The sequence below is a fragment of the Acidobacteriota bacterium genome (assembly GCA_026393755.1).
In the GTDB taxonomy this organism is placed as follows: domain Bacteria; phylum Acidobacteriota; class Vicinamibacteria; order Vicinamibacterales; family JAKQTR01; genus JBAXOX01.
Map to the genome: position 1 here is coordinate 43080 of JAPKZO010000006.1, position 19978 is coordinate 63057.

General features: G+C 65.3%; 19 protein-coding genes. 9 read left to right on the forward strand and 10 right to left on the reverse strand.

Annotated elements, in window-relative coordinates; all coding sequences use genetic code 11:
• Positions 1–48: 48 nt before the first annotated feature.
• The gene (locus NTV05_02530) at positions 49–357 is read right to left on the reverse strand and encodes a PadR family transcriptional regulator (protein ID MCX6543271.1); all 309 of its coding nucleotides are present in this window, start codon (positions 355–357) and stop codon (positions 49–51) included.
• Positions 358–729: 372 nt separating this feature from the next.
• Here NTV05_02530 and NTV05_02535 point away from each other — a divergent pair, with 372 nt between their 5' ends.
• Positions 730–2265 carry a hypothetical protein gene (locus tag NTV05_02535; GenBank protein ID MCX6543272.1) on the forward strand — a complete coding sequence of 512 codons (1536 nt, stop codon included), beginning with the start codon at positions 730–732 and terminating at the stop codon, positions 2263–2265.
• A 209-nt stretch (positions 2266–2474) separates the two neighbouring features.
• Positions 2475–4175, forward strand: coding sequence for a hypothetical protein (locus tag NTV05_02540; protein ID MCX6543273.1), 1701 nt, complete (start codon positions 2475–2477; stop codon positions 4173–4175).
• Here the strand turns inward: NTV05_02540 and NTV05_02545 are convergent, their stop codons facing one another.
• Positions 4176–4397: a zinc ribbon domain-containing protein gene (locus NTV05_02545; protein ID MCX6543274.1), complete on the reverse strand. Its 222-nt coding sequence runs from the start codon at positions 4395–4397 to the stop codon at positions 4176–4178.
• A gap of 145 nt (positions 4398–4542) precedes the next feature.
• On the opposite strand from NTV05_02545, the gene metG reads away from it, so the two are divergent.
• Positions 4543–6069: a methionine--tRNA ligase gene (gene metG / locus NTV05_02550; GenBank protein MCX6543275.1), complete on the forward strand. Its 1527-nt coding sequence runs from the start codon at positions 4543–4545 to the stop codon at positions 6067–6069.
• A gap of 12 nt (positions 6070–6081) precedes the next feature.
• On the opposite strand, the gene NTV05_02555 is transcribed toward metG, so the two are convergent.
• Both NTV05_02555 and NTV05_02560 read right to left on the reverse strand, forming a co-directional pair.
• Positions 6082–7221, reverse strand: a complete 1140-nt coding sequence (locus tag NTV05_02555; GenBank protein MCX6543276.1) for a dipeptide epimerase — start codon at positions 7219–7221, stop codon at positions 6082–6084.
• Between the two features lie 483 nt (positions 7222–7704).
• Positions 7705–7974, reverse strand: a complete 270-nt coding sequence (locus NTV05_02560; GenBank protein MCX6543277.1) for a DUF2007 domain-containing protein — start codon at positions 7972–7974, stop codon at positions 7705–7707.
• 620 nt (positions 7975–8594) lie between these two features.
• Between NTV05_02560 and NTV05_02565 the strand changes: the two genes are divergently transcribed.
• The gene (locus NTV05_02565; GenBank protein MCX6543278.1) at positions 8595–9059 is read left to right on the forward strand and encodes a universal stress protein; all 465 of its coding nucleotides are present in this window, start codon (positions 8595–8597) and stop codon (positions 9057–9059) included.
• Positions 9060–9099: 40 nt separating this feature from the next.
• Positions 9100–9633: an Rrf2 family transcriptional regulator gene (locus NTV05_02570; protein ID MCX6543279.1), complete on the forward strand. Its 534-nt coding sequence runs from the start codon at positions 9100–9102 to the stop codon at positions 9631–9633.
• A gap of 31 nt (positions 9634–9664) precedes the next feature.
• Here NTV05_02570 and NTV05_02575 read toward each other — a convergent pair whose 3' ends face one another.
• Positions 9665–10015: a DsrE family protein gene (locus NTV05_02575; protein MCX6543280.1), complete on the reverse strand. Its 351-nt coding sequence runs from the start codon at positions 10013–10015 to the stop codon at positions 9665–9667.
• A gap of 268 nt (positions 10016–10283) precedes the next feature.
• On the opposite strand from NTV05_02575, the gene NTV05_02580 reads away from it, so the two are divergent.
• From NTV05_02580 to NTV05_02595, 4 genes are all read left to right on the forward strand, one after another.
• Positions 10284–10961, forward strand: a complete 678-nt coding sequence (locus NTV05_02580; protein ID MCX6543281.1) for an adenylate kinase — start codon at positions 10284–10286, stop codon at positions 10959–10961.
• A 147-nt stretch (positions 10962–11108) separates the two neighbouring features.
• A complete protein-coding gene (gene cobA, locus NTV05_02585; GenBank protein MCX6543282.1) occupies positions 11109–11873 on the forward strand; it encodes a uroporphyrinogen-III C-methyltransferase in 765 nt (254 codons plus the stop codon).
• Between the two features lie 7 nt (positions 11874–11880).
• Complete coding sequence (locus tag NTV05_02590; GenBank protein MCX6543283.1) at positions 11881–12537, forward strand: bifunctional precorrin-2 dehydrogenase/sirohydrochlorin ferrochelatase; 657 nt, start codon at positions 11881–11883, stop codon at positions 12535–12537.
• Positions 12538–12553: 16 nt separating this feature from the next.
• A complete protein-coding gene (locus tag NTV05_02595; protein MCX6543284.1) occupies positions 12554–13360 on the forward strand; it encodes a cytidylate kinase family protein in 807 nt (268 codons plus the stop codon).
• 16 nt (positions 13361–13376) lie between these two features.
• On the opposite strand, the gene NTV05_02600 is transcribed toward NTV05_02595, so the two are convergent.
• From NTV05_02600 to NTV05_02620, 5 genes are read right to left on the reverse strand one after another with little or no spacing between them, the layout of a single operon-like run.
• Positions 13377–13772, reverse strand: a complete 396-nt coding sequence (locus NTV05_02600) for a response regulator (GenBank protein MCX6543285.1) — start codon at positions 13770–13772, stop codon at positions 13377–13379.
• Positions 13769–16726: a response regulator gene (locus NTV05_02605; GenBank protein MCX6543286.1), complete on the reverse strand. Its 2958-nt coding sequence runs from the start codon at positions 16724–16726 to the stop codon at positions 13769–13771. Before NTV05_02605 ends, NTV05_02600 begins: the two co-directional genes overlap by 4 nt.
• A gap of 8 nt (positions 16727–16734) precedes the next feature.
• Positions 16735–17481 carry a TIGR02186 family protein gene (locus NTV05_02610; protein ID MCX6543287.1) on the reverse strand — a complete coding sequence of 249 codons (747 nt, stop codon included), beginning with the start codon at positions 17479–17481 and terminating at the stop codon, positions 16735–16737.
• Between the two features lie 5 nt (positions 17482–17486).
• Complete coding sequence (locus NTV05_02615; protein MCX6543288.1) at positions 17487–18404, reverse strand: sulfite exporter TauE/SafE family protein; 918 nt, start codon at positions 18402–18404, stop codon at positions 17487–17489.
• Between the two features lie 4 nt (positions 18405–18408).
• Positions 18409–19962, reverse strand: coding sequence for a HAMP domain-containing sensor histidine kinase (locus tag NTV05_02620; protein MCX6543289.1), 1554 nt, complete (start codon positions 19960–19962; stop codon positions 18409–18411).
• Positions 19963–19978 lie beyond the last annotated feature (16 nt).

Genomic DNA, 19978 nt, shown 5'->3' on the forward strand with positions numbered 1-19978 from the left:
GGTCGAGAAACCGCCGAGCGATCCTGTAGAGCCGGCCGCCAGGTGCGTTCATGACCGCGCCGCCCACGCCAGTTCTCTGGCCAGAACGGTCCACGCCTTGAGCGCACGCTCTCCCAAACCCGTCGGCCGATAAGTCCGACGCGGTAGCCCAATTGCGCCGGCCTGCCGGGGTTCCTGTTCTGATTCGATGAAGCCCTTTTGCTCCATCCGTCCCAGGGTGACGTAAACGGTGCCGCGTTTCAGTTTCCCAGCCGATGCCTCAACCATCTGCAGGCCGAACATTGAGCCGGTGGAAACCAGCATCTGGAGAATCAGCCGTTCCTTGGCTGGCAGCGTCGGAACTGTCTCGGAGTTCATATTGACTATCTTATTGTATGTAAGACCGATGTCAACTGCTTCTGTGCCTGCAGTTGTCATTCCCGGTTGCAACGCCAACGGAGACTGTTCCTACGATTTCGACCCGCGAGCGGTTGTTCCGCCCTGTGTCTGCCCCCAAGGCCCGGGCAACTATGGTCGCTCGAGAATGTCCTCCCGAGGTCGACATTGCTCAACCCGAAGGGCGCGAAGTCAGCGAACCCTGGGTCCGGGCTGAAAGCACTCCGGGAGTGATCCTCTTCTGAAGCGTTCGGCTTGCACGGTAATCGGTCGCTTCTCTCACTGCGTGTGCAGATCCAGTTGAGCCGGACGTGCGGTCTCTCTACCATCGGCGTCACGAAGGGAGAGATCGCTATGATCAATGTGTCCGCGTGGGAAGACGATCCCAAGTCCGATCCATTCGCACGACCAATCAGTCGGCCAGTTCCGGCCCTCAAGCAACGCCGGCTCGGCGTCGCCGTCGTCGGCGAGGCGCCGCCGCCCGGCCGCTATCGCCGAGGCACGGACGCGTTCCGATTCTGGAACGCGGCCGATTCGCTGACGCGAGGCGCGCAGTACTGGGCCGGGCTCATGCCCGAGAAGGCGCGATGGCATACGGGCGACGTGCTGCCGGCGATGGTTGACGCCGGCAACGACCTCAACGCCTACTACGACCGCCATGGTCTCTACTTCTTTCACGATCACGTCGGCGGCGAGGCGGTCTACTCGGGCGAAAGCCCCGACGTGCTCTGCCACGAACTTGGCCACGCGGTGCTCGACGCGCTGGCGCCGGCACTGTGGAATGCCGCCGCGATCGAAGCGGCCGCGCTGCACGAGTCGTTTGGCGACATCAGTGCCATGCTGTCGGCGCTCGAACTCGAATCGGTCAGAACAGCCGTGCTCACCGAGACCGCCGGCCGGCTGTCTCGCAGTTCGCGTATCTCGCGGCTGGCCGAGCAGTTGGGCTGGGCGATTCGGCAGTCGCATCCCGATGCGGTCGATCGCGACTGCCTCCGGAATGCGGCGAATTCGTTTTTCTACAGCGCGCCCGAATCGCTGCCTCCCCTGGCGCCAGCCTCGGCGCTGTCGTCTGAGCCGCACTCATTCTCGCGTGTGTTCACGGCCACGTTCCTCGACGCCCTTGCCGGAATGGCGGACATCGCAAATGCGATTGGCGGCGCGAGTCACCCGGGCCAGCCTCGGGAAGCGGGTCAGGCGGGCAAATCTCGCGATGCGGACCAGGTGGGCCATCCCCGCACGCCGGGTCAGTCTGGAGCTTCTCGCCAGTCGGACCAGCCGGGTCGGTCTGGCGGGTCGTGCCAGGTCGGCTGGTCGGCAGATGATCTGCTTCGGGTGTCTCGTGACGCGGGCGCGCTCCTCGTGCACGCCGTCGAACGCGCACGGATCGCGTCGAATTACTTCGCCCAGGTAGCCGCCGAGGTGCTTCAAGCCGACGCGGATCTGTTCCACGGCAACTACCGCGAAGCTCTCCGCCGCGCCTTCGTCGGCCGGGGTGTGCTCTCATCGTCGTCAGCCGCGATGCTGACCACTGGTAATGGAAGCCGCACGCGTCCCGCGGCGACTGGGGCAGGCGGATCAACCACGAGGTGGGTAAGCGTACCGATTGAGGGCGCCACCTTCGGGCTGCGCGTCCGGCGGCTCCTGGTGGAGGCACCACCCGCGAACGTGGGCCTCGGCGTCACATCGGCTGCGCCCGATCTCGGGTCTTTGCCGCCGGTCTCGTCCGAACGAGCGAGCCTGGCATTTGTCGAGGATCTGTTCCGGCGAGACCGAATCGACCCCGGCGATCTCGCCGTGCCGGGCGGGCCTCGTGTCCGTGTCGCCCGGACGACGCACCGGTTGGAGCGGCACGGAAGAGATGTGAAGCTTGTGCGCAGGCGCTTTCACTAGGCCCCGATTTGCCTCCCGCTCGCATTCACCCCTCCGCTCGGTGTACAACGTCATAGGAGAGTCCTGGTTCGCACTCCCGTATTATCGGGAACCGGGACTCGATCCCGGCTTTCCGCCTTCGCCCCACCATCGTCCCGGGGCTACGGCGGGACAGGGCGCCGGGGTGACGAACGGTCCAGACGCATCGCCATTCTTAAGAGGTCATGATCATGCGGTACCAAGGCGCCGTTGCCGTTGTCGTTGCCGTTGTCGTTGTCGTGCTGCTCGTCGGAGGTGTCGTGGTGGCTGGCGTACAACAGGACCAGGCGATGCCCGACGCGGCGCGCCTCCAGACCATGACAGCCCGATTCGTAGCTGTCGAAATCGGAGCCGACATCTCCGCGTTGCCGCCCAACGAACAGAATGCGCTCGCCAAGCTGGTCGAGGCGGGCTTCGTGATGGACAGGCTGTTCATCCGCCAGGTGTGGGATCGGAACGAAGCGACGCTGCGAACGCTAGAGGCCGACAAGTCGCCGCTCGGTCAAGCTCGTCTCACCTACTTCCAGATCAATAAGGGCCCGTGGTCGCGGCTCGACCACAACGCCCCGTTCGTGCCGGGCGTCGCGGCCAAGCCCGCGGGCGCGAATTTCTATCCGCCCGGGGCGACGAAGGCGTTTCTGGAGACGTGGCTGTCGACGCTGTCGCCGACCGACCACGCCAGGGCGACGGGGTTCTTTACGACCATTCGAAGGGGCGCGGATGGCAAGTTCGAGATCGTCCCGTACAGCACGGAGTACCGGGCCGAGCTGACGAGGGCGGCGGGGATGCTTCGCGACGCAGCCGCGCTCACCGCGGACGCGACGCTGAAGAAGTTCCTGACGAGCCGTGCCGACGCGTTTCTCTCGAACGACTACTACGCGAGCGACGTCGCGTGGATGGAGCTCGATTCGGCCATCGAGCCGACGATCGGGCCATACGAGGTCTATGAGGACGAGTGGTTCAACTACAAGGCGGCGTTCGAGGCGTTCATCACGGTGCGCGACGCGGCCGAGTCGGCGAAGCTGGCGAAGTTCTCGACCGAGCTGCAGGACATCGAAAACCACCTCCCGATCGACCCCAAGCTGCGCAATCCGAGACTCGGCGGCATGGCCCCGATCCGCGTGGTCAATGTGGTCCTGGCGGCCGGTGACGGCAACCGGGGCGTCCAGACGGCCGCCTACAACCTGCCGAACGACGAGCGCGTCGTCCGGGAGAAGGGCGCCAAGCGCGTCATGCTCAAGAACGTGCAGGAAGCCAAGTTCGCCAAGGCGCTCGTGCCGATTGCGAAGGTGGTGCTGTCGGCCGCCGATCAGAAAAACGTGTCGTTCGACGCGTTCTTCACGCATATTTTGATGCACGAGCTGATGCACGGCCTCGGGCCGCACAACATCACGGTGGCCGGGCGTGCGACGACGGTGCGGCAGGAACTGAAGGACACCTATAGCGCGATCGAAGAGGCCAAGGCCGACGTGTCTGGCCTGTTCGCTCTGCAGCACCTGGTGGACAAGGGCGTGATTGCGAAGCCGATGGAACAGACGATGTATACGACGTTCCTGGCGTCGGCGTTCCGCTCGATCCGGTTCGGCATCAACGAGGCGCACGGCCGCGGCATCGCGATTCAGCTGAACTATCTATTGGATGCCGGCGCGTTCGTCGTGGCCAAAGACGGGACGTTCGCGGTCAATATGGCGAAGATCAAGCCCGCAGTGGCGGCGCTCACCGGCGAGTTCATGACCCTGGAATCCGAGGGCAGCTACGCAAAGGCCAAGCTCCTCATCGACAAACTGGCGGTCGTGAGGCCGGTGGTCAAGCGCGCGCTGGACAAGCTGGCGGATGTGCCGGTCGACATCCAGCCAATCTTCACCACGGCCGCGAAACTCGCGGGGAAATAATCAGTTCGCGAACTGGCAGGCGCCGGGGTTCTGGCAGGAACTGCAGGGACTGCCGGCCGGCATTGGCGCGGCCTTCGGCGAACTGGCGCCGACGGCGAACACCGACAGCTGCTTTTCGACCTGCTCGCTCTTGCAGGCGGGGCAGGCCGGGGCGAGTTCGCCGCGCACCAGGAACTCGAAGCGCGTTCCGCACGGCGTGCACTTGTATTCAAATAGCGGCATACGGCAAGTATACCAAACGAGCCGCCGTGGCTGCGGCTGCGGGCTCGGGACCTGATAGGATTGTAAGGTTGAGGAACCGGTTGAAAAACCCGTTCTGTTGGTCTGATCGCGGGCCGTTTACGCAGGTTTTGAAACCGTCTCCATTATGTCCACGTTCTACATCACCACCGCCATCGACTACGTGAACAGCCGGCCGCACCTGGGCACGGCGTACGAGAAGATCACCGCCGATGTCATCGCGCGCTACAAGAGGCTCGCGGGCGTGCCCACGTGGTTCCTGATGGGCAACGACGAGCACTCGCTGAACGTGTATCGCCGCGCCCGGGAGCAGGGGCTCGATCCGAAGGCGTACTGCGACCGGATGGAACAGGAGTTCCGCGAGGTCTGGCAGCAGCTGGATATTTCGTTCGACGACTTCGTGAGGACCACCGAGGAGCGGCATCGCGTCGGCGTCACCGAACTGGTCAGCCGCATCCGCGCGGCGGGCGACATCTACGAGAGCCACTACGAAGGTTGGTACTGCGTGTCCTGCGAGGCGTTCAAGCAGGACAAGGACCTGGCTGACGGTCTCTGCCCGACGCACAAGCGCAAGCCCGACTGGATCCGCGAGAAGAATCACTTCTTCCGGCTGTCGAAGTACCAGGAACCACTGCTGCGCCACTTCGAATCCCATCCGGACTTTCTTGCGCCAGATGCACGGCGCAACGAAATCGTCAGTCTGATCCAGGGCGGGCTCGAGGACATCTCGATCAGCCGCGCCGAGCAGGCCTGGGGCATTCCGCTGCCTTTCGATCCGGCGAGCGTGGTGTATGTCTGGTTCGACGCGCTTATCAATTACATCTCGGCGCTCGGATTCGGAGGCGACCAGGCGGCATTTGAGCGCTGGTGGCCTGCCTCGCTGCACGTCATCGGCAAGGACATCACGCGGTTCCATTGCGTGATTTGGCCCGCGATGCTCATGAGCGCTGGCGTGCCCCTGCCGCGGCAGGTGTTCGGCCACGGGTTCGTATACTTCAAGGGCGAGAAGATGAGCAAGTCGCTGGGCACGATCGTCGATCCGCTGGAGGCGGCGTCGAAGTTCGGCCCGGATCCGCTGCGCCTGTTTTTCGTGCGCGAATTCGCCTACGGGCAGGATGGCGACTTCTCGTGGGAACGGTTCGAAGAACGGTACAACTCGGATCTCGCCAACAACCTGGGCAACCTGGTCAGCCGCATCGCGACGATGGCCGACAAGTACTGCGGCGGGCGGCTGCCGCAATCCGGGGCCGCCGCCGGACGCCTGGCGCAGGTGGCGGATGACGCGCTGGCCGCGTACCGCGCATCGATGGAGCGGTTCGCGCTGCAGGACGGCGTGGCTGCGGCGTTCAGCCTCGTAGATGCGGCCAACCAGTACATCGCCGAGACTGAACCGTGGAAGCTCGCCAAGGAACCCGCCAACGCCGGACGCGTCGGAGCGATTCTCTACGACGTGGCAGAGGCGCTGCGCGTCGCGGCTGTGCTGCTGCTGCCGGTGATGCCCGCGTCGGCGGCAGAGATCCTGCGGCGCGTCGGCGCCCCGAAGCCGGCTGCCGAACACCGCCTGGAAGATGCGGTGTGGAACGCGGCCGGCGATCGGCAGACCGTGAAGGCCGATCCGATGTGGCCGCGCATCGGCGGCACGGGAAGGAAGTAGTCCCGATCCCCGTTACGCCTTCAGCTTCACGACCCCGATGCCCGGCCGGCTGGTCAGCGTCACCTTGCCGTCGATGACCTTCGTGCCGTCAAACAGGTCGTTCGAGATGAGGAGTGCCCCGTCGAGATCGGCCCAGTCGACCATCGGCGAGAGGTGCGAGGCGGCCGAAATCCCGCACGAGGTTTCCGTCATGCAGCCGAGCATGACCTTCATGCCCAGGGTCCGCGCCAGCAGGAGCATCTTCTGCGCTTCGCGCATGCCGGTCGACTTCATCAGCTTGATATTGATGCCCGAATAGACGCCCTGCGCCTTGTGCACATCGGCGAGTCGCTGGACGCCTTCGTCACCGATGACAGGCAACGGGCTGCGCTCCGTGATCCACGCCATGTCGTCGACGCGCTCCTTGGGGAGCGGCTGCTCGACGTACAGGAATCCGCGCTCCTTCAACCAGAAGATCATGTCGAGCGCCTGTTGCCGATCGGTCCAGCCCTGGTTGGCGTCGCCGCTCATCGGCTTGTCCGAGACCGATCGGATGGCCTCGACCATCACCTTGTCCGTGTCGCGCCCAAGCTTGATCTTGAGCACTTTGAACTCGGCGGCTTCTTTCGTCTTCGCCTTGACCACCTCGGGCGTGTCGATCCCGATCGTGAACGACGTGACTGGCGCTCTGGCCGGGTCGTAGCCCCAGATGTTGTACCAAGGCTGCTTCATCAGTTTGCCCACGACATCATGCAGCGCGATGTCGATCGACGCTTTCGCCGCGGGGTTGCCCGGGGCGATGGCATCGATCGCCGTCAGGATCGTCTCGAGATCGAACGGGTTGGAGAACGGGCTGAGATCGACCTTCGCGAGAAACGCCGTCGCCGTCTCGTGGGATTCTCCCAGGTACGGGGGCATCGAGGCTTCGCCGTACCCGATGATGCCGTCGTATTCGATTTCGGTCAGCACGACCGGCGTCGTGGTTCGCGAGTTCACGGCGACCGTGAACACGTGCTTCAGCTGCAGCGTGTAGGGACGGAACCGCAGCACCATGCGGGCTCGCCCCTGTACGGTCTTAGTGCCCTGAGCCTGCAGCCACGATCCAGCCGGGACGAGTACGGAGCCGGCTGCCAGCGTGGAGTGACGAAGAAAGTCGCGTCGCGTGTGAGTCATGGTCCCCATCTTACCTCCCGAAGTGGTCTTTCACTCGGACTGTCTCGCCGCTCGGACTGTGAACGCTGTTGCCGGGCTCCAGCCCGGCTCGACACGAGTCGCGAGAACCGGCGATTCGAGCCGGACACGTCAACGCCGAACGCGACGTAGGTGACGATCAGCACCCCGGCCAGAGCATCGGTCCAAGCGACTCGGGCCGAGGAGCGGCCTTCCCGGCGACCGCCGTCAGCACAAGGACCGAGACGACGGCGCCCGGTGCCAGCTGACGCCCGTGTCGTCGAGAGCGGGAGCGGCGGCCGGCACGATGCTCGTCCGGTAGACGGGTTTGGCGCCAGCGTCGTGCAGCGAGAGACTGTGCCAGGTGATCTGATGAAGGCCGCGCCAGGCAATGGCGCTCCCATAGGCGATTGCGACACGTCCATCGGCATCGACGCAGTCGAGATACCACTTCGTCAGGGAGAAGGCCTGTATGCGAGCGCCGGCCTAGTCCGCAGAAGATGGGCCAGCGGTTCCGTCCTCTTGCGCGGCGCCCAGGACGCGCTCGGCCTGTTCGAGCTGCTCGGTCGCCACGAGGACCTTGACGCCGCGGACCAATCCCAGCGCGGGATCAAGGGCACCGCAGTCGTCGCTGCTCGTGATCGCCTCAATGCCGCTGCCTTCGAGGACGCTCTTGACGATCTCAGCTTCGTGCTGGTAACTGAAGGTCCTGACCACGGCCCATTCCGACACCGGTCGCCTCCTGACGTGGCGCATCGGCCGCCTCGGCCGGCGTGAACGCCGGGCAGATGCCCCAGCGCCGCCATTCTATACCCTGCGCGCACCTGTGGGACGATCGCCGGCGGCCCTTGAGGTACCCAGATCAGACTGACCCCTCCTGGTGTCCCGAGGCGGAAATTCGCCGACATATTCCGGGCGGGGCATCCCGCGTCCCACCCCAACGCGGCTGCCGCGTCGGGCCCCCCGGCTCGCTGCGTTGCTCAGCGTTCAAATACTCCCGGTACTCTCGCGTTTCGCGCCTTGCGATCCGGGCGCCGCGCTCCGGACTATTCGTCACCGAACTTCTGACTCGGGACACTACCGCGGGCCGGTCCAATCGACAACGTCCAACGTGCACGCGCTTCCGTCAACGCGAATCTCCGAGTCTCGCCCTCGGAGTGTGTCCCCTGTTCGGAACCCGGCATTGCGCGTCGACCGACGAGCGGACGAGAGGCTGACCCCACGCCGTTCTACGTGGATTCGCCCGGAGGCGACCGCCTTTGCTATAATCCTGCGGACGACGGAGGGATTCCGGCTCGGCCCCTGCAAGTCACTTCATGGTTGAGCCGAGGCGCGGTTGCAGCGCGTCGCCGAACGCTCAACGAGAGGATTCCGTGGTGACTGTGAAGTCCATTCTGGTTCCGACCGACTTCAGCGAGACCGCGGCTGCCGCGGTTCGTTGCGCCGCCGGCCTGGCCGAGATATTCGGCTCTTCGCTCACGCTGCTGCACGTGGTGGAAGACCTGGTCGTGAAGGGACTGAGCGCCGACGTCGGCACGGCGGCTGCGGGCCGTCTCAGGGATGACGCAGTCAGAAGCGCCATGGTCTCCCTCGATCGCGTGCTGACAGAACCCCCGCTCAATCGGACGGGTGTCGACAAGGTTGTGCTCGCCGGAGATCCACTCGACGTCATTCTTCGCTATGCCACCGAACACCTCGTCGACCTCATCGTGATTGGCACTCACGGACGGACCGGACTCCCCCGCGTGCTGCTCGGGAGTGTGGCCGAACGCGTGGTCCGCACCTCACCGTGTCCGGTATTGAGCGTTCGGCAGTGTCAGCACGCCTTCGAGAACACGTGAGTCGCAAGCGCCCGTCCTAGATCCCGACAGAGGAACCGACATGCTATCGGCAAAGGCGAAATACGGGCTGAAAGCCCTCTTGAGTCTGGCGATGGAGCCACAGTCGCGTCCCGCCCTCGGTGCGGTGATCGCGGCACGGGAGGACATCCCGAAGAAGTTTCTCGAACAAATCCTGCTGGAACTGAAACATCGGGGGTTGCTCCAGACCAAGCGGGGCCGGCACGGGGGCTACCTGTTGACGCGCGACCCCGCCGAGATCACCGTCGGCCAGATCATCCGGGCGCTGGACGGTCCGATTGCGCCCATTCCCTGTGTATCCCAGTCGGCGTACGTGAAGTGCGACGAGTGCAAGGACGAAACGACGTGCGGAATCCGTCTCGTCATGAAGCAGGTCCGGGACGCCATGGCGAGAATCCTTGATACGGCAACGCTCGCCGATGTCGTCCGGATGATCGCGGCGGCTTCCAAGCCCTCAGACGTCGTGGCGCCTCCGGCGTCGACCAAGGCCAAACGTCCCGAGCCTGAGGGGCAGACCGTGCACTTCCGGAAACTTCGAGGAAAGCTCAGGCGATAGCGCCGCGCGGCCCCGCCGACGTGGAATCCGGTCAGAACGTCAGCACTTTTTCGGCGTCAAGCACCATCATGCCGACTTCACCGAGTCTGGCCTGTTTGCATCCCTCAAGCAGGTCCTGGGCCTGCAGCCCTCGAGCGGCCATGCAGGTTTCACAGACGAGCACCAGGCCGCGCCGCAACACTGGACGCAGCATGCGGCCGATGTTGTAGAACCCCTCGGGTGTCTGCTGCCCCTGTTTCGCGCACCACACGGCGTCGCCGAGCAGGCAGACCGTCAGTTCGAGATGCTCATCGAGCGCCAGCATCGCGTCGGCGAGACGCAGCGCCGCGTACGGGCGTTCACTTCCGTACGGGGTGTCGTTCAGTACCATTGTGATTCCCATGTTGCGGCTCCTGGATCGTACCGCCCAGCATAGCGAACAACGATCGGTTGACGCGAATGGAACGGCTAGTCCATCGATTCTATCGACTGGACCGGCACATGCCTGGTTATTGACACCCGCGGTGCCCGGCTCTATGCTCCTGCGCGATGACGGACTCGTGGATGAGGGCGCACGCCCCTTCACGATCCGTGTTGGGAGGCTCCCATGCGTTCGGGTTCCGGTGTCGGCGCCTGGCGTGACATGCCTCCATCTGACCGAGATCATTACCATGAACGTGATTCTGCTTGGACCGCCGGGCGCGGGGAAGGGTACACAGGCTGCGGCCATCGTGGAGCATTGCCACGTGCCGCACGTGTCGACCGGGGACATCATCCGAGACGCGATCGCCAGGAACACGCCGCGCGGACGAGAGTTCCGGTGCTTTTCCGACACGGGCCGACTGGTGCCTGACGATCTGGTGAACGAGGTTGTCGCTGACCGTCTGGTCTATCCCGATTGCGACGCGGGTTTCCTGCTCGACGGCTACCCGCGAACCATCGAACAGGCGTGTACGCTCGATATGGTGCTCGAACGCCGCAGTCGCTCGCTCGACCATGTCATACTGCTCGACGTGGCCGACGCAATCCTCATCGAACGCATCACAGGTCGACGGTCCGATCCGGTGACCCGGCGGGTGTTTCATCTGCGTTTCGATCCGCCGCCACCTGAAATTGCCGGCCGTCTCGTTCAGCGGCATGACGATACCGCGGAGGTGCTGACGCGGCGGCTTGCCGAGTACCATCAGAAGACCGACGCGCTGGTGCCCTACTACGAGCGGCTGGGCCTGTTGAGGCGGGTCGACGGCACGGGCCGGGTCGACGAGGTTCGGCAGCGTACGCTGTCGGTGCTGGGCCAGGCACCGGTGCGCGCGCGCGCAGCGGCTTCCCAGGTCGGCGCCGATTCTTGACAGCACCGGGACGCGTCCATATCATCGGGGGGCCGGTCGTTCCCGGCAACAGACGACGCAGCCTCGCTGGCCTGTGCTCGATTCTGAAGCTGTGATGGGTTTCGTTCCTGCCTGAGCGCGATCGGACTCGCGCGAACCGGGGGTCGCATGCCAGCCGGAACCGTCTACTTGGTTGGCGCAGGACCTGGACATCCTGATCTGCTCACCCTGAGAGCCGCCGCGCTCCTGCAGATCGCAGACGTCATTGTCTACGACCGCCTCATTCAGCCGGCGGTACTCGATCTGGCAAGTCCGGCCGCTGAGCGCATCTTCATGGGCAAACGGCCCGATGGTCCCGAGTCGCAGCAGGACGACATTCACACGGTGCTGCTCCGGAAGTCGAACGAAGGAAAGACCGTCGTCAGGCTGAAAGGCGGCGACCCTTTCATGTTCGGCCGCGGCGGCGAGGAAGCGGAGTTCCTGGCAGGACACGGCGTGCCCTTCGAGGTGGTGCCGGGCGTGTCCTCCGCGTTGGCCGCGCCGTTGCGGGCGGGCATTCCTGTCACCCACCGAGGCGTGGCCTCTTCTGTGGCGTTTGTCACTGGCCACGAGGCCAACGACGACGTATCGGGCCTGGACTGGCCCGCCCTGGCACGGATGCACACGCTGGTGTTCATGATGGCGGTCGGCAACGTGCGCCGGATCGCGGCGCGCCTGATCGAAGACGGCCGCCTCGCGTCTACGCCTGTTGCGATCATCAAGTCGGCGTACTGGGACACTGAACAGATCGTCACCTCGACGCTCGACGCGATTGCCGACGAGGTAGATCGCTTGGGGATTCAACCTCCGGCCACGTTGGTCGTTGGCGATGTCGTGCGGTTGCGCCGGAAGCTGGCCGGCACGCGGATGCTGCCGAAATCGGAGTCCCTGTGATCGAACCATGAGCTATGTGGTGAATCTCGTCGTGCAGGACCGTCCTGCCCTTGTCGTCGGCGCCGGCGCCGTCGCGGCCCGGAAGATCGCGGCGCTCGTGGACGCGAAGGCACGCGTCACGGTGGTCGCCCCGAGGATGTGCGACGCCGTCCACCGGCTCGAACTGGACGGGCATGTGCGAGTCGAGCACCGGCTTTTCGAGCCCGGCGATACGCGCGGGGCATTTCTGGTCGTCGCCGCCACCGACGATGACCGAGTCAACCGGCAGGTGGCCGCGGAGGCCCGCGCCGCGGGAGCCCTCGTCAATGTCGTCGATCGCCCCGCGCTATGCGCTTTCACCGTGCCGGCCGTCGTCCGCCGTGGAGACCTCACGCTCGCGGTGGCGACCGAGGGCCGATGTCCGTCGCTGGCCCGCGCGATCCGGGAGCAACTCGAGCGCCAGTACGGACCGGAGTATGCCGAGGCCGTCACGCGCCTGGCCGATCTGCGACAGCGCCTGATCGCCGCCGGGTGGTCATCCTCCCGGATCAGGGCCGCCGTGTCGGCCGTGATCGGCGATGGGCTGGTCGAGGCGATCGCCTCCGGCGACCAGGCCCGTTCGGACCGCTTGCTGACCAACCTGCTTGTCGACGCCGGCGATGTCGCCGTCGCGCACGACGGCTGAACGGACACACCACGCCATGCCAGTGATCACGATTTCACGAGGCTCATTCAGCGGGGGCAAGATGCTCGGCGAATGTCTCGCCGACAGGCTCGGATACCGATGCATCGACCGCGACGTGATCGTCGCGCGTGCAGCCGCCTACGGCGTTCCGCAGGAAGCGTTGCGGGATGCCCTGTCGAAGCCGCCGTCGTTCTGGGATCGCTTTCGACACACGAAGTATGTCTACCTCACCCTGATCCAGGCCGCGCTCACCGAGGAAGTGCGGGCCGGCCAGGCGGTCTATCACGGGAACGCCGGCCATCTCCTTCTGCGCGGTGTCAGTCACGTGCTTCGGACGCGCATCATTGCGCCCATGCCTTTCCGAGTGTCTGCGGTGCAGGATCGCCTCACGATGAGCGAATCCGACGCGCTCGCGCACATTCAGAAGATGGATCAGGATCGACAGAAATGGACCCAGTACCTGTACGGCGTCGATTGGGGTGATCCGTCCCTCTACGATCTCGTGCTGAACCTCGAATCGCTCGACATCCAGGCTGCCTGCACCATCATCGGTCAGATGGCCGCCGAGCGGTGTTTCGCGGAAACAGCCGAGAGCCAGGCGGCGATGGAAGACCTGACGCTTGCCAGCCGCGTCCGGGCCAGTCTGGCGGTGGCGAACCGCACATCGACCCTCGAGGTGGAGGTCAGCGCGCGCGGCGGGGCAGTCACGATCACCGGCAAGCTTCCGACGGCCGACCGGGCGGCCGACCTCCAGGCGATTGTCCGGCAGGTGCCCGGCGTGACCGATGTGCAGCTGAACGTCTTCACGCTGTCCGACGTCTGACGAAGTATCGGCAGGCCTAGCGCGGATCGCTGCCGCCTTCACCAGCCGGGCCGAGGATGCGCAGCACCAGATCGCGGAGGTACCGCATCTTGAATGGCTTCGGGATGAAGTCTACCGCGCCTCCCTTGAGTGCCTCTCGTGCCGTTTCCTTGGTGGCAAACCCGGTGATGACGATCACCTTGGTGGCCGGGTAATTCTCTCTGACGAAGTGCATGAGGTCGATCCCGGTTGGACCGCGCATCTTGATGTCGGTGATCACCAGACTGAAGGGTCGCTCGGAGATCCGTCTCAAGGCGGCGGTGCTGTCAACATCGGTCTCCACGTCCAGCCCCAGGCGCTCGAGTTCCGCTCCGATCCGATCGCACACGATTCGCTCATCGTCGACGATGAGGACGCGCGGTCTCGCTGTCATAGGGTCTCCCTGGTACGGTGTTCCGGCAGCCAGCGCTTGGCCTTCTTCGCGGCCTGTTTCACCATCGCCTCGAGGTCTTCCAGCCGAAACGGCTTGTCGAGAAAACCGAAGGCCCCTACGGCCTCCGCTCCCCGAAGCGCTTCAATCGAACGGTAGCCGGTGATGATGATGACCTCGGTGGGCAGGCTGTACTGTTTGACTGCCACCAACACGTCGAGCCCCGTGGGGCCGCTCATCTTGAGGTCAGTCACCACCACGTGGAATTGCCGTTCCGTCAAGCGCGAGATTGCCGTCCGGCTGTCGAGGTACGTTTCCACCGACATGCCGCGTGCCTCCAAGTGGTCCTTCAGCCGCTGGCACACCGTCGTCTCGTCGTCCAACACCAGCACGTTGATCGTGTCTGCCATGCCCTGATCTCCTCTCACACCTTCGAGGACCGGCTCAAACTGCCCCTTCAGAAACCGATCGACCATCACCTCGACCACGTTGTCGGCACGAAGGAAAATGTCCAGCTGACGGGTGAATCCGACAAGCCGGCCGAGCATCGAAAGACGGTCTTCGACCAGCGACCGGGGAACGCCCCCGAGGCGGGCGATAACAAGCTCGCCCTTCTGCTCGACCTGGAAGTCGTGGTGCAGGAGGATGGCGGCCAGCACGCGTGCCCGGCGGGTGCGCCGCGTCACGTCGGTCACGCCGCCGATGAAGCGAAACACGATGCGCGAACTCTCCGGGCCATCCCCCAAGTAGGCGTCGATCACGTTGAAGTGGTAGCCCACCCTCAGATTGACGTTCACGTAGTGGGCCGAGGCGATGGCCACATTGCGAGGCACCGGCACAGCGCCGGGCAGCATCATGGCTGTGCCCCGTGTTGCGCTAGCCATGAACCCCTCGAGGTCCATGTCTGCAGCCGAGGTCGCCCAGACTCCCGGGGTCATCACGCCCCGCAGCAGCAGGCGGAGGGGCTCGGACGCGATCATGTCCGGCGTGATGCGCGCCGGCAGGGCGTCCCGCACGAGCGCGCCCCCGAGGTCGATGACCCGCAGATCGAGCGGCACGTCCAGTTCCAGCCGGTGTACCCACTTCGGACAATCGCGCAGCCGCACCTCGTCGAGCCTGGCCAGTTCATCGAGTGCCCGCTCGTGGGCGAACCGGATGATGTCGTGGTAGGTCCGGCAGGCTTCAGGGACGAAGTCCGGCGCGTCGGGGTCGGTCAGCGACAGCGGGGCGATGTGGTGCAGCGCACGTCGTAGCGCCTGAAATTCGGGACTCTCGGTGCAGGAGCGCCCTTCCAGCACCTCGTACTGCAACAGTGCTTCGACCCGGCCCTCATAGATAGCGGCGTCGTTGGCATCGACGGTCACTTCCATGCCCGGCCGGAGTCTGGTGGTGGCTCCGGCCACGCCGACGAGCGTCGGGATTCGGAATTCACGGGCGACGGTCGCCATGTGGCCGGTGATCGCGCCGACCTCGGTGACAACAGCGCTCGCGATCGGCACCAGCGGCGCCAGGCGCGGCGTGGCGTATTTCGTCACGAGCACATGGCCGGGCTGAAACGTCTTGCCATCGGCATCGCTGGCAACGATGCTGACCGGTCCGGCTCCGACACCGCGGCAGGCGACGGTGCCGGCGCCATCGAGCAGCATGGGCCGCTCACGCAGCACCGCCGACACCGCTTCCGCGAGTCGGGCCGGCGGCCGGGTCAGCCGGAGCGGCCGGGCCTGCAGGATTTGCAATTCTCTGTCAGGCGTCATCGCCCATTCGATGTCCTGCGGGCACTTCATGTGGCGCTCGATCTGGAGCGCCGCGCTCGCCAGGGCCACGACTTGTTGGGCCGTCAGCGCTGGCGAGGTGCGCCTGGCTGGCGCGACGTCGACGGTGGCGACCCCCCCGGCGTCTGCGGGGGCGACCATCTGCAGCTTGGACACGACGTTCGTGTGCATCACGCGCGGGATCTGCGTACGCGATACCCGAAACGTGTCGGCGCTGCCCGTGCCTTCGACCACCGTTACGCCGAGGCCGTACGCCGCCGTGACCAGCATGGTTGGGTCGTCGGGATCCGCCGGGTTCATCGTATAGATGACGCCGCTTGCTTCTGCCGGCACCATCGTCAGACACGCCACCGCCATGCTGGCCTGACGATGCGGCATTCCGAGGCGCCTCCGGTAGTCGATGGCACGCGGGGAGAACAGGCTGGCGACGACCTCTTGCCACGCGCGCACGACACCCTTGCTCGCGACGTTCAGCCGCGTGTCGAACTGCCCGGCGAAGCTGTGTTCGCGGTCTTCACCGATGGCACTGCTGCGCACCGAGAATCTCGTTCCACGATCGAACGCCGCCAGCGCGCGGCGGATGGCCACGACGACGGCGCGAGGAGGCGGAAGTTCGAGGATGGCCTCGACCAGGTCCCTCGAAGCCACCTCGGGGTCGTGGCCGTCGACCGCGTGCAGCCGACTTGCGAGCCTGCGATCGTCGAGCAGCATCTGGCACGCGCGGGCCGTGATGGCGAACCCAGGCGGCACGCGCAGTCCCACGCGATGGGCGATCTCGCCGAGCCTCGCGGACTTCTCTCCAACCGTGTCGGCGTGCTCGCTGCGAATCTGTTCGAGGCCGATCACGAGGCGATCATCGTGAGAACCCGCATCGCACCCCAGGCTCGACCGGACGCGGGCGCGGATCTGTTCCCACGCGACCGCCAGCCCCGGGTACCGGTTGTCCGACATGGCTGCCAGATCCCGAATCGTGCTGAGCACCGCCTCTGCCAGATCGGATTCAAGCGTGCACAGGTACTGCTTGTCGAAGAGGTACTCGCCCCCGAGTGATTCTTCTGCGCCCGCGATGAGCTCCAGGGTCCTGTTGTCCATCGACAGGAGGTGAGTGAAGTGATCGAACCGTGCGCGAAGCGCATCCCGGCCGTGGGTCCGTCGAAGCCGGAACAGGGCGGCCAGCCTGACCATGATGCGCCTCAGTGCCCCTTCTGGGACTTCGTGCTGAACAGCACCCCCGTCAGCAGTCCGACGGCGATGGCAATCACGACGGACATCCACCCATAGACGGTTCCATGGTCCATGGCCAAGCCGTGCATGGCGCGGACGACGCCCGCGTACTCAATGGTCAGGGGAACCGCCGCGAGCCGCGCCACATGCCCGTGCTCGAACCCGAACAGTTCGACCTGCCAGGTGCCTGGCGGAATCTTGGCGGGTAGTGACAGCGTGCCCTCGAATACCGCGCTGCCACCCTCGCCCCCACCCGTCTTCGTGAGGGCGCCTTCCAGCACCCGGTACAGGCCGTCCCGCTGCTTGAGCTTCACGAACTGGTCACGGTACGGTCCCCCGGGCGACTCGTCTGGCAGGAGCGCTTCGCTGCCCAGCTTCCAGGTCGCAAGTTCGCGAGGCGGCGCCATGTCGCGAAGCGGAGCGCTTGTCAGGAGATAGTAGATGATCGGCACACCGTCCAGGTCGACGTCGGCGACGTTCATCCACAGGATGCCGGCCACCTTACCCTTCTGTTTGAGTTCCACACGGCCAGAGAGGCCAGTCAGACGCACGGCGGCGCCGGCGTTGGCCGGGAGCTGGACCCGAATATGGAGGTCGCTGCCGTTGTAGAAGAGATTGACGGTTACGTGGTCGGGTGCCACGACAATCGCCCCCGCCTCCGCGGCGGCTGACGACGCAGCGGGCCAGACCAGCATGCCCACCAGCAGCGCGACCATCACGTCTAGTACCCCCCTTTGTAGTCGAGAAGAACCTCGGGGTGCTGCATCAGCCCAAGCAGCATCTTCGTCATGACGGCCAGGACAACGATCGCCATGAGGATCTTGAGCTGCTCGGCTCCGAGGCGCTTTCCGAGGCGCACGCCGATCTGCGCGCCCAGGACCGACCCGACCAGCAGCAAGAGGGCCAGGACGAAGTCGACGGTGTGATTGAGCGCGGCCTGCAGCACCGTCACGTTGATGCACGTGAAAAGGACCTGGAACAGGCTGGTGGCGACGACGACGTGGATCGGCATCCGCAGGAGGTAAATCATCACTGGCACCATGATGAATCCTCCGCCGACGCCCATAATGGCGGCCAGGATGCCCACGAGCACGCCGAGCAGGAGCGGCAAGAGGGCTGACACCGACACCTTCGACCTGGGGAAGTGCATCTTCCAGGGCAAAGCCTCCACGGCCCGGCGGTAGATGGAGTGGCGCACGGACACTACTCGTCTGCGCCGCTGCCGCATCGAGGTCAGGCTCTCGAAGAACATGTACGCCCCGATGCCGCCCAGCATCACGACGTACACGACCGTGATGACGAAACCGGCCTCCCCAAGGCCGCGCAGCATCTTGATGAGCTGCACGCCGACCGAACCGCCCGCCAGACCGCCGACGAGCATGAGCAACCCCATCTTGAAATCGATGTTGCCCTCACGAAAGTGGGCGTAGCATCCGGACGCCGACGCCGCGACGATCTGGTTCGAATCGGAGGCCGCAGCGACCGCGGCGGGGATGCCCAGCATCATCAGCAGCGGCGTCATGAGAAATCCGCCGCCGACCCCAAACAGCCCTGAGAGGAGCCCGACGAGCCCACCCAGCCCGACGAGCAGCAGCGCATTGACCGCGTTGCCGGCGATAGGCAGATATATGTACATCATCGCGTCATCCTGACACCCGCGCAGCGACGGCCCCGGGTGACCCCGGCACGGGCAGCATGACGGTGAACACCGTCCCCTGGCCGACCCGGCTCTCCACTTCAATGCGGCCGCCGTGCCGCTTGACGGTCTGGTAGCTCACGAACAGCCCCAGCCCCGTACCCACACCGACCTCCTTGGAGGTGAAAAAGGGGTCGAAGATCGATCCCAGGTCCTCCTCGGGAATCCCGAGACCGGTGTCGGCGATCTCGATGCTGATCGTTGCGTGATCCACCCGCGTTGCCCGAACGGTGATCGTGCCGCCGTTCGGCATGGCCTGGATCGCATTCAGGAAGAGATTCACGAACACCTGCTGAAGCTCCCGCGGGTTGCCGTCGACCATCGGCAGGTCATCCGGCAGGGCCACGTCGACGTGGCTGATTTGCGCCTCGTTGCCGATCAGGCGGCGCGCGCCGGCGAGGACCTCGGCCAGCGAGACAGGCACGAACACCGGCTTCTCGACCCGGGTGAAGTCGAGGAGATTGTGCACGGTCCCGCTCGCCCGCTCGACCTGATTGACGACGTCCTCGATCATGGCGAGCTTCTGCGCGTCGGCGTAGGCGTCGAAGTGTTCGAGGAGAGCCTCGGCGTTCAGGCTGATATTGTTGAGCGGGTTGTTGAGCTCGTGCGCGATGCCGGCCGTCAGCGTTCCGACCGCGGCCATGCGGCTGCTGCGCTCGAGCCGGTGCTCGCGATCTCGCAGCCGGAACACCATTCGGTTGATGGCGATCGCCAGGTCCGAGAACTCGTCGCGGTACCGTCGCGCCGGCTGAACTGGTGAGTAGTCGCCCCCGGCGATGCGCTGCGTGTAGCCGACGAATCGGCGGAGCGGGCTGGCAATCTGCCGCGTCATCGCGTAACCCATGGTGGCCATGACCACGAAGACCAGCAGCAACGCTCCGATCGACACGAGTGACGAAGTCCGGATGGCCGTGTGCAGCTGCATGCGCTCTCGCTGGACGACGTCGTTGGCATCGGCCAGCAACTGGGCGCCGACCCGGCGCAGTCCGTGCTCGATCGTGGCGTGCTCAGCCAAGGCCGGCGGGTCCCGACGTGTGCCGAGCGCCCCGAACCGCTCCAGCAGCGTCGCGTAGTTGTCGAGCTCACCCTCCATCCGCTCGAAGGTTGGCGCGCCCACCAGGGCGACCACGGCGTCCCGGGACCCACGCAACAGCTGATGGGCCGCCTGGGCCTGGTTCATTGCGTCGTCCAGGTTGGTGCCGTAGAGCAGATAGTTCTTCTCGTAGCGCCGCGCGTGCTCGAGTTCGAGGGTGTAGGTGCTGACTCGTTCGAGAAACTCCTGGAACATCGCGACACGCGACATGAGCATCATGGAGGCGACGACAACACTGGCCACTAGCAGGAACGAGGTGAGCATGGTCAGTGCGATGCGCAACCCGATGCTGACGTTGGGCCGATCGGCTAGAGCCCGCTCGGAGCCGAGCGCGCGGCGCGCGTCCTCGTCGCCTCGAACCGGATCAGGCGTGCGTCCTGCTCCTGGGTAGGGGTGCTGCGGCGTCATCCCAAGTCTGCTCGAG

Excerpts from the sequence above, each read along its gene's own strand:
- NTV05_02605 (MCX6543286.1), bottom strand. The coding sequence starts at position 16,726 with ATGGTCAGGCTGGCCGCCCTGTTCCGGCTTCGACGGACCCACGGCCGG.
- NTV05_02545 (MCX6543274.1), bottom strand. The coding sequence starts at position 4,397 with ATGCCGCTATTTGAATACAAGTGCACGCCGTGCGGAACGCGCTTCGAG.
- NTV05_02620 (MCX6543289.1), bottom strand. The coding sequence starts at position 19,962 with ATGACGCCGCAGCACCCCTACCCAGGAGCAGGACGCACGCCTGATCCG.
- NTV05_02595 (MCX6543284.1), top strand. The coding sequence starts at position 12,554 with ATGCCAGTGATCACGATTTCACGAGGCTCATTCAGCGGGGGCAAGATG.
- NTV05_02560 (MCX6543277.1), bottom strand. The coding sequence starts at position 7,974 with ATGCGCCACGTCAGGAGGCGACCGGTGTCGGAATGGGCCGTGGTCAGG.
- NTV05_02615 (MCX6543288.1), bottom strand. The coding sequence starts at position 18,404 with ATGATGTACATATATCTGCCTATCGCCGGCAACGCGGTCAATGCGCTG.
- NTV05_02555 (MCX6543276.1), bottom strand. The coding sequence starts at position 7,221 with ATGACTCACACGCGACGCGACTTTCTTCGTCACTCCACGCTGGCAGCC.
- NTV05_02610 (MCX6543287.1), bottom strand. The coding sequence starts at position 17,481 with ATGGTCGCGCTGCTGGTGGGCATGCTGGTCTGGCCCGCTGCGTCGTCA.
- NTV05_02535 (MCX6543272.1), top strand. The coding sequence starts at position 730 with ATGATCAATGTGTCCGCGTGGGAAGACGATCCCAAGTCCGATCCATTC.
- NTV05_02530 (MCX6543271.1), bottom strand. The coding sequence starts at position 357 with ATGAACTCCGAGACAGTTCCGACGCTGCCAGCCAAGGAACGGCTGATT.
- NTV05_02580 (MCX6543281.1), top strand. The coding sequence starts at position 10,284 with ATGAACGTGATTCTGCTTGGACCGCCGGGCGCGGGGAAGGGTACACAG.
- NTV05_02575 (MCX6543280.1), bottom strand. The coding sequence starts at position 10,015 with ATGGGAATCACAATGGTACTGAACGACACCCCGTACGGAAGTGAACGC.
- metG (MCX6543275.1), top strand. The coding sequence starts at position 4,543 with ATGTCCACGTTCTACATCACCACCGCCATCGACTACGTGAACAGCCGG.
- NTV05_02590 (MCX6543283.1), top strand. The coding sequence starts at position 11,881 with ATGAGCTATGTGGTGAATCTCGTCGTGCAGGACCGTCCTGCCCTTGTC.
- NTV05_02540 (MCX6543273.1), top strand. The coding sequence starts at position 2,475 with ATGCGGTACCAAGGCGCCGTTGCCGTTGTCGTTGCCGTTGTCGTTGTC.
- NTV05_02600 (MCX6543285.1), bottom strand. The coding sequence starts at position 13,772 with ATGACAGCGAGACCGCGCGTCCTCATCGTCGACGATGAGCGAATCGTG.
- NTV05_02570 (MCX6543279.1), top strand. The coding sequence starts at position 9,100 with ATGCTATCGGCAAAGGCGAAATACGGGCTGAAAGCCCTCTTGAGTCTG.
- cobA (MCX6543282.1), top strand. The coding sequence starts at position 11,109 with ATGCCAGCCGGAACCGTCTACTTGGTTGGCGCAGGACCTGGACATCCT.